The sequence below is a fragment of the Ramlibacter sp. genome (assembly GCF_035706265.1).
GTDB lineage: Bacteria > Pseudomonadota > Gammaproteobacteria > Burkholderiales > Burkholderiaceae_C > Ramlibacter.
In genome coordinates this window covers 1-7990 of sequence record NZ_DASSVG010000577.1, presented here as the reverse complement: position 1 = coordinate 7990, position 7990 = coordinate 1, and the positions used below count along the sequence as shown (strand labels likewise).

At 69.1% G+C, this 7990-nt stretch carries 7 protein-coding genes, 1 pseudogene and 1 riboswitch; of the genes and pseudogenes, 1 reads left to right on the top strand and 7 read right to left on the bottom strand.

The window, feature by feature from the left end; genetic code table 11:
* Window positions 1–1078 (bottom strand): adenosylhomocysteinase (locus tag VFM98_RS20705; protein ID WP_325111784.1); only part of this gene is annotated, 1078 nt, incomplete at its 3' end.
* A gap of 59 nt (window positions 1079–1137) precedes the next feature.
* Window positions 1138–1208, bottom strand: a riboswitch (S-adenosyl-L-homocysteine riboswitch).
* Between the two features lie 38 nt (window positions 1209–1246).
* The gene (locus VFM98_RS20700; RefSeq protein WP_325111783.1) at window positions 1247–2233 is read right to left on the bottom strand and encodes a bile acid:sodium symporter family protein; all 987 of its coding nucleotides are present in this window, start codon (window positions 2231–2233) and stop codon (window positions 1247–1249) included.
* Between the two features lie 148 nt (window positions 2234–2381).
* Between VFM98_RS20700 and VFM98_RS20695 the strand changes: the two genes are divergently transcribed.
* On the top strand, window positions 2382–3455 hold the full coding sequence (locus VFM98_RS20695; protein ID WP_325111782.1) for an ATP-dependent DNA ligase: 1074 nt from the start codon (window positions 2382–2384) through the stop codon (window positions 3453–3455).
* A gap of 6 nt (window positions 3456–3461) precedes the next feature.
* Here VFM98_RS20695 and VFM98_RS20690 read toward each other — a convergent pair whose 3' ends face one another.
* From VFM98_RS20690 to VFM98_RS20670, 5 genes and pseudogenes are all read right to left on the bottom strand, one after another.
* Window positions 3462–4571, bottom strand: a complete 1110-nt coding sequence (locus tag VFM98_RS20690) for an enolase C-terminal domain-like protein (protein ID WP_325111781.1) — start codon at window positions 4569–4571, stop codon at window positions 3462–3464.
* Complete coding sequence (locus tag VFM98_RS20685; RefSeq protein WP_325111780.1) at window positions 4568–5539, bottom strand: tripartite tricarboxylate transporter substrate binding protein; 972 nt, start codon at window positions 5537–5539, stop codon at window positions 4568–4570. The genes VFM98_RS20690 and VFM98_RS20685 overlap by 4 nt, the downstream gene beginning before the upstream one ends.
* 20 nt (window positions 5540–5559) lie before the next feature.
* Complete coding sequence (locus VFM98_RS20680) at window positions 5560–6708, bottom strand: mandelate racemase/muconate lactonizing enzyme family protein (protein ID WP_325111779.1); 1149 nt, start codon at window positions 6706–6708, stop codon at window positions 5560–5562.
* A gap of 88 nt (window positions 6709–6796) precedes the next feature.
* On the bottom strand, window positions 6797–7369 hold the full coding sequence (locus VFM98_RS20675; protein ID WP_325111778.1) for an NAD(P)-dependent oxidoreductase: 573 nt from the start codon (window positions 7367–7369) through the stop codon (window positions 6797–6799).
* 9 nt (window positions 7370–7378) lie between these two features.
* Window positions 7379–7990, bottom strand: a pseudogene (locus VFM98_RS20670) (DNA primase); the annotation flags it as partial.

The window sequence follows — 7990 nt, the reverse complement described above, 5'->3', positions numbered from 1 at the left end:
ACTTGCGCAGCGCGGCGACTTCGATTTCGTTGTCGAAGTGGCCGATGTTGCAGACGATCGCCTGGTCCTTCATGCGCAGCATGTGCTGTTCGGTGATCACGTGGTAGTTGCCGGTGCAGGTGACGAAGATGTCGGCCTTGTCGGCGGCGTACTCCATCGTCACCACGCGGTAGCCTTCCATGGCGGCCTGCAGCGCGTTGATCGGGTCGATCTCGGTCACCCACACCTGGGCCGACAGCGCGCGCAGCGCCTGGGCCGAGCCCTTGCCCACGTCGCCGTAGCCGGCCACCAGCGCCACCTTGCCGGCCACCATCACGTCGGTGGCGCGCTTGATGCCGTCCACCAGCGATTCGCGGCAGCCGTACAGGTTGTCGAACTTGCTCTTGGTGACCGAGTCGTTGACGTTGATCGCGCGGAACTTCAGCTTGCCGTTGGCCGCCATGTCCTGCAGGCGGTGCACGCCGGTGGTGGTCTCTTCCGTCACGCCGATGATCTGGGCCGACTTGCGGCTGTACCAGGTGGGGTCTTCCCCGAGCTTCTTGCGGATGGCAGCGTGCAGGATGCGCTCTTCCTCGCTGGAGTGCGTGTCGATCAGCGACAGGTCCTTCTCGCAGCGCATGCCCAGGTGCATCAGCAGCGTCGCGTCGCCGCCGTCGTCCAGGATCATGTTGGGGCCTTCGCCTTCCGTGCCCTTGGCGCCGAAGTCGAAGATGCGGTGCGTGTAGTCCCAGTACTCCTCCAGCGATTCGCCCTTCCTGGCGAACACCGGCGTGCCGCTGGCGGCGATGGCGGCGGCGGCGTGGTCCTGGGTGGAGAAGATGTTGCAGGAGGCCCAGCGCACCTGGGCGCCGAGCGCCTGCAGCGTCTCGATCAGCACGGCCGTCTGGATCGTCATGTGCAGCGAGCCGGTGATGCGGGCGCCCTTCAGCGGCTGGGCCTGGGCGAACTCCTGGCGGATCGCCATCAGGCCGGGCATCTCGGTTTCGGCGATGCGGATTTCCTTGCGGCCCCAGTCGGCGAGCGACAGGTCGGTGATCGCGCAGTCGGCGGGCGCGGCGGTCTTGAGAACGGCGTTCATGGTGGCTCCGGAACGTGATGGTGGAGAGCCCACCGTCCGGAGGGTCTCACCGCACGGAAGGTGGGTGAGCGTCGTTGCATGGAATCCGAGCCTCGCGTCCGTGGCGGACGCTGCAACGCTCCTCGGTTGACCGGAATTCTAGCGGAACGAGGCCGGATCGGCAGCTGATCAGGCAGCCGCTTCGGCCTGCGCCGCTGCCCCTTCTTCCGGCTCGCGGGCGTCTTCGGGGCTGTTTTCCCACCCCTGGTACAGCGTCGCCACCAGCCCGCCCGAGATGTTGTGCCACACGCTGAAGATCGCGCTCGGCACCGCCGCGAGCGGCGAGAAGTGGGCGGCCGCCAGCGCGGCACCGAGGCCCGAGTTCTGCATGCCGACCTCGATCGACAGCGTCTTGCGCTTCGCGATGCTGCGGCCGGTGAGCTTGCCCAGCAGGTAGCCGAGCAGCAGGCCCAGGCCGTTGTGCAGCACGACCACCGCGAAGATCAGCAACCCGCTGGTCGCGATGCGCGGCTGGTTGGCCGCCACCACCGCGGCCACGATGGCAACGATCGCGATCACGGAGACCAGCGGCAACACGCCCACGGCAACCTTCACCTTGTCCTTCAGCAGCGACTGTGCGAACACGCCCAGCGCGATCGGCAGCACCACGACCTGCACGATGGACCAGAACATGGCCGCCGCGCTCACCTCCAGCCACTGGCTGGCCAGCAGCCAGATCAGCGCCGGCGTGACGAGCGGCGCCAGCAGGGTGGTGACCGAGGTGATCGCGACCGACAGCGCCACGTCGCCGCGTGCCAGGAAGGCCATCACATTGGAGGCCGTACCGCCGGGGCAGCAGCCCACCAGGATCACGCCGACCGCGATCTCCGGCGGCAGCGCCAGCGCCTTGCACAAGACCCATGCCAGGGCCGGCATGATGATGAACTGGCCCAGCACGCCGATCAGGACATCCACGGGGCGGCGGAACACCTCGCGGAAGTCGTCCTTCGACAGCGTGAGCCCCATGCCGAACATGATGATGCCCAGCAGCGGCACGATCCAGGCCGCGATCCAGCGGAACTGCGCGGGGGCGAAGAAGGCGAGCGCGGCGAACAGCAGCACCCAGGCGGCAAAGGTCTTGCCGACGAACTGGCTCAGGCGGACGAGGGCCTGCATGGCGATCCTTGCAAACGCGGTGTCTCGGGCGAGACACCTAGGGAAAACCCTGATTCTAGGAATTCGACGCGATGGAGTCCGGCTCGGGGTTATTCGCTCCGCGTCCGCGGCCGCCCCACGGCGCGGGCACGAACGGATACAAAGGCGCATGCCCTCCACCCTGCCCGCCCCGCCCATCGAGCCGATGCTGGCCAAGATCGCCGAGGCACTTCCGACGCAGGAGGGCTTCCTGTTCGAACCCAAGTGGGACGGCTTCCGCGCGCTCGTCTTCCGCGGCGCCGAGCAGACCTACCTGCAAAGCCGCGACCTGCGGCCGCTGAACCGCTACTTCCCCGAGCTGGAGAAGGCGCTGCACGAGGCGCTGCCCAAAGGCTGCGTGCTCGATGGCGAGGTCGTGGTGGCGACGCCATCCGGTCTCGACTTCGACGCCCTGCAGATGCGCCTGCATCCGGCCGCCTCGCGCGTGGCCAAGCTGGCCAAGGAGACGCCGGCCAGCTTCGTCGCCTTCGACCTGCTCGCGGCCGGCGGCAAGTCCACGATGGAGTTGCCGCAGTCGGAGCGGCGCGCGCGGCTGGAGCGCCTGCTCGGGAAGGCGAAGCCGCCGCTGCACCTGACGCCGGTCACGCGCGACCGCGCGCAGGCCGAGGAGTGGCTGCAGAAGTTCGAAGGCGCCGGGCTGGACGGCGTGATCGCCAAGCTCGAATCGGGGACCTACCAACCGGGCAAGCGGGCGATGCTGAAGATCAAGCACGTGCGCAGCGCCGATTGCGTGGTGGCCGGCTTCCGCTGGTACAAGGACCGCACCGATGCGATCGGCTCGCTGCTGCTCGGGCTCTACGACGACGCCGGGACGCTGCAGCACGTGGGCGTGACGTCCTCGTTCACGATGGACATGCGGCGGCAGCTGCTGGAGGAACTGGAGCCGCTGCGCAAGAACGCGCTGCAGGACCATCCCTGGCGCGAATGGGGCGGCGCCGCCGTCGGCGACGCGCAGCGCATGCCCGGCGCGCAAAGCCGCTGGAGCGGCGGCAAGGACCTGAGCTGGGAGGCGCTGCGGCCGGAGCGGGTGTGCGAGGTCAAGTACGACCACCTCCAGGGCAATCGCTTCCGGCACGCGGCGGTGTTCCTGCGTTGGCGGCCCGACAAGCCGCCGCAGGAGTGCCGTTACGACCAGCTGGAGGTCACGACGCCGTACGAGCTGGCGAAGGTGTTCGGGGCCTGACGGCGCTCAGGAAAGCACCGCCACCTTCTTCCGTTCCACCAGCTCGAAATCGATCTGGGCGCCCAAGCCCGGCCCGGTCGGTGCATGCACCAGGCCGGCGGCATCGATCTCGATGTCCTGCACCAGGCCGTACTTCTGCGACCCGGAAGGCAGCAGCACCTCGAAGAACTCGGTGTTGCGGATCGCCATGATCACATGCAGGTTCGCCACGTTGTTCAGCGAATTGCCGCCGTGGTGCACTTCGAAATTGAGATGGAAGGCCTCGGCCAGGTGGGCCACCTTCATGAGACCGGTGATGCCGCCCTTCACCGCCACGTCGCCGCGCAGGTAGTCGGTCGCGCGCTCCTTCACCCAGGGCGTGAAGGCGTCGAGGCCGCCCGCCGGGTACTCCGTCGCCATGATCGGGATGTGCAGGTGCTTGCGCAGCTCCACGTAGTTGTACAGGTCGGCGTCGGCCAGCGGGTCCTCGTACCAGTAGTAGCCGAGCCGCTCGATCGCCTGCCCGACGCGCAGCGCCGCGGGGTAGTCGTAGCTCCAGGCCGCATCGAGCATCAGCAGGTAGTCGTCGCCCACCGCCTTGCGCACCGCCTCGCACACCCGGATGTCTTCGCGCCACTGCTGCGGCGGATGGATCTTGTAGGCCACCAGGTTCTGCGCCCGGTACTGCAGCGCCTCTTCGGCATACGCCTGCGGGCTCGCGAGCACCGCCGAACTGATGTAGGCCGGCACGTGCTCGCGGTACGTCCCCAGCAACTGGTGGATGGGCAGGCCGGCGACCTGCCCCGCGATGTCCCACAAGGCGACGTCCACGGCGCCGATGCAGCGCACCGTGGTGGTCCGCACCCGCTTCCACATCGCCTGGTACAGCTTCTCCCGATCGAGCGGGTTCTGCCCCACCAGCAGCGGCTTGAGCACCCGCACGAGGCTGCCGCCGTCGGAATCGGCCGGGAAGAACGCCGAGCCCAGGAAGGCGTGGCCGGTGACGCCGGCGTCGGTGCGGATCGCCAGCAGGCCGAGGCGGCTGGCGCCCGAGAACTTGCCCGTGTGCGCGCCGTAGCTGGTCGCGGGGATCGATTCCCACGCGAACAGCGTGAGCGTGACGTCGGTGATCTTCATTCGATGCGGATATTGGCCTCGCGGATCAGCTGGGTCCACTTGGCCACTTCGGCCTGCACCAGCTTCTGGAACTGCTCCGGCGTGCTGGCCACGACCTCGACGCCCTGGTCGGCGAAGCGCTTCACCACGTCGGGTTCCTTGAGCAGGGTGACCACGTCGTGATTGAGCTTCTCGACCACCGGCTTGGGCGTCCCGGCGGGCACCTGCATGCCGAACCAGACGTTCACCTCGTAGCCCGGCACGCCCGACTCGGCCACGGTGGGAACCTCCGGCAGCAGCTTGGAGCGCTGCAGGCCGCTGACGCCGATCACCTTCATCTTGCCGGCGCGGATGTGCTGCACGACGTTGGGCACGTTGTCGAACAGCGCGTCGATCTCGCCGCCCAGCAGCGCCGTGACCGCCGGCGCGCTGCCCTTGTACGGGATGTGCGCCAGCTTCGTGCCGGTCATCTTCATGAACAGCTCCATCGAGAGGTGGTTCGAGGAGCCGGAGCCGGTGGAACCGAAATTGAGCTTGCCCGGATTCTTGCGTGCGTAGTCCAGGAACTCCCGCACGTTCGAGACCGGCAGGTCGTTGCGGACGACCAGCGCGTTCATCGTGCTGCCGGCCCACACCAGCGGCTGGAAGTCCTTCAGCGCGTCGTACGGCAGGTTGTTGCCATACAGCCCCGGCAGGGCCGAGAACGGCAGCGGCGTGATCAGGATCGTGTAGCCGTCGGGCGGCGCCTTGGCGACGGACACGTTGCCGACGGTAGTGTTGCCGCCCGGCTTGTTCTCCACCACCACCGGCTGGCTCCACATCTTCGCGAGCTTGTCCGCCGAGACCCGGGCCAGCGTGTCGTTGAAGCCGCCCGGAGGGTACGGCACCACGAACTTGACCGTGTGGTCGGGAAAGGACTGGGCACCGGCGCCGATCGCCGCCAGGCCGAGGAAACTTGCCGCCAGCAGGCGGGCGATCCAGTTGCGCATGCGCTTTCCTTTTCGTTCGTTCAGAATTTGACGACGTAGCCGGGGCCGTCGATCGACGGGTACTGCGCGAACAGCGACTCGTCGACCTCGACGCCCAGGCCGGGGCCCTGCGGCGGCTCCACGCAGCCGTCGGCGCCGATCGTGAAGATCGGGCCGAACAGGTCGCGGAAAGGGTTGTACTTCGAGACGCAGGCCTCGAAGTAGCCGGAGTTCTCGGTGGCCGCCAGGAAGTGCAGCGTGGCCGCGTGGTTCAGCCCGGTGGCGGAGCTGTGCGGATGCACCGGGATGCGCCAGGCCGAAGCGATGGCGGCGATGCGCACGCCCTCGGTGATGCCACCGCACTTCGACAGGTCGGGCTGCCACACCTGCACGGCGCCGGCTTCGAGCAACTGCGCGAACTCGAAGCGCGTGTAGTGGTTCTCGCCGGCCGCGATCGGCACCAGCGGCGTGATCTTCGCCGCCTCGCGGTAGGAGGCGAAGTCGTTGCAGGCGAAGGGCTCCTCCAGCCAGCCGGCGCGGATGTCCGCGAGCGCCGGCAGCACGCGGCGCGCATCGGCCATGGTGTACGTCGTGTTGGCATCCGTCAGGATGTCCACGCCGTCGCCGAGCACCTCGCGCACGTGCAGCGCGCGCTCGACGTCCACGCGCGCGTTGTCGCCCAGGCGCAGCTTGACGGCCCGGTAGCCGCGCTCGACATAGCCCTGCGCCTCGTCGGCGAGCGACTCCTTGGGCTGGTAGCCGAGCGAGATGCCGCCCGCATAGGCCGGCACGCGGCGCCGCGTGCCGCCCAGCAGCTCGTACAGCGGCATGCCGGCTGCCTTGCCGCGGATGTCCCACAAGGCCATGTCGATGCCGGACAACGCCAGCGCGGCGCCGGCGCCCAGGCCGTGGCTGGACAGCTGCATGCGGTGCACGCGCTGCCAGGCGCCCACGTTGTCGGTGGCCTGCATGCCGACCAGCATCGGCGCGAGCGTCCCGTGGATCAGGCTCGTGACGGCGCCGGGGCTGCGGCCCGGATGCGCCTCGCCGTAGCCGGTGAGGCCTTCGTCGGTCTGCACGCGGACGATGATGGCGTCGCGCTTGGTGGTGCTGCCGACGCCCATGGTGACCGTCTTGCCTTCCGGCAGCCGGAACGAAATGGGGGTCGCCTGGATGGCGGTGATCTTCATGCCCTGCTTGTCTCCTTGCCGACAGTCTAGACGCGGCGCCATTCCCGCCATCCGAGGGTGTTCCTCGATGGAAGCCGTCAGGCGTCGGTCAGGGGAACACTTCCGGGTTCACCACGTTGGAGGGACGCTCGCCTGCGAGCAGGGCCAGCAGCGTGGCAATAGCCGCTTCGCTCATGGCGCGCATGCTCGTTTCGGTGATGCCGGCGACGTGCGGGGTGAGCAGCAGGTTGGGCGCGTCGAACACGGCGTCCCCGGGCTGCAGCGGCTGGCGCTCGTGCACGTCGAGTGCGGCACCGCCCAGGCGGCCTGCGCGCAAGGCGGCGAGGAGAGCCGCCGTATCGACCACGGGCCCGCGCGCCACGTTGATCAGCAGCGCGCGGGGCTTCATGCCGGCGAGGGTGGCCGCGTCGACGAGGCCGCGCGTCTGCTCGGTGAGCGGGCAGCACAGCACGACGACGTCGGACTGCGCGAACAGGCTCGCCTTGTCGGCCGCCGCGACGCCGGCCGGCAGCGTCCCGGGCCGGCGCGCGAGCCCCAGCACGCGCATGCCGAGCGCGGCGGCGATCGCGGCCAGAGCTGGCCGGGAGGGGACGGGGTCATGCAGGCATTGTGGCGTGCCGCGACCACGTGGCTCTCGCGCAGGCTCCCGGGGAAGCCGCACGGGGCAAAGTCACTTCGCGCCGGGCTTGTCGCCCTTGGGCCGCAGCCGCGCCGGCACGTGCTCGAGGTTGATCCGCACCCGGTACCACAGCGACGACCTGCCGCGCATGCGGTCCACCAGCACGTCGGCGGGCTCCAGGTGCGCCGCCGCCTTGGGATGCTTGGCCTTCCACTCCTCCGCCGCGGCGACGGCTTCCGCCTCGCGGTCGGCGCGCGCCACTTCGATCAGGGGCTTCTTCGAAGGCGGAGCGCGGCGCGGCTCGCCGGCGGCCTTGCGGTAGTGCGGTGGCCAGGGCGCATCGCCCTGCCCTGCGGCCTCGTGCCGGCGCGAGAGTTCCAGCAGCGGCTCGAGCGAACAAGGGGCGCGGTCGATCCCCGCGTGCGGGTCGCCGATCTTCCGGAAGCGCTTCGGCATGGTCCGCAGCGTGAAATCGGCCGGATTGCAGGCATCCAGTTCCTTCCAGCTCACCGGCGCCGACACCCGCCCGTCCGGCTTCGGCCGCAAGGAGTACGCCGAGGCGACGGTGCGGTCCTTCGCGTTCTGGTTGTAGTCGACGAAGACGCCGCGCCGCTCCTCCTTCCACCATTGGCTGGAGGCGATGGTCGGCGCCCGCCGCTCCAC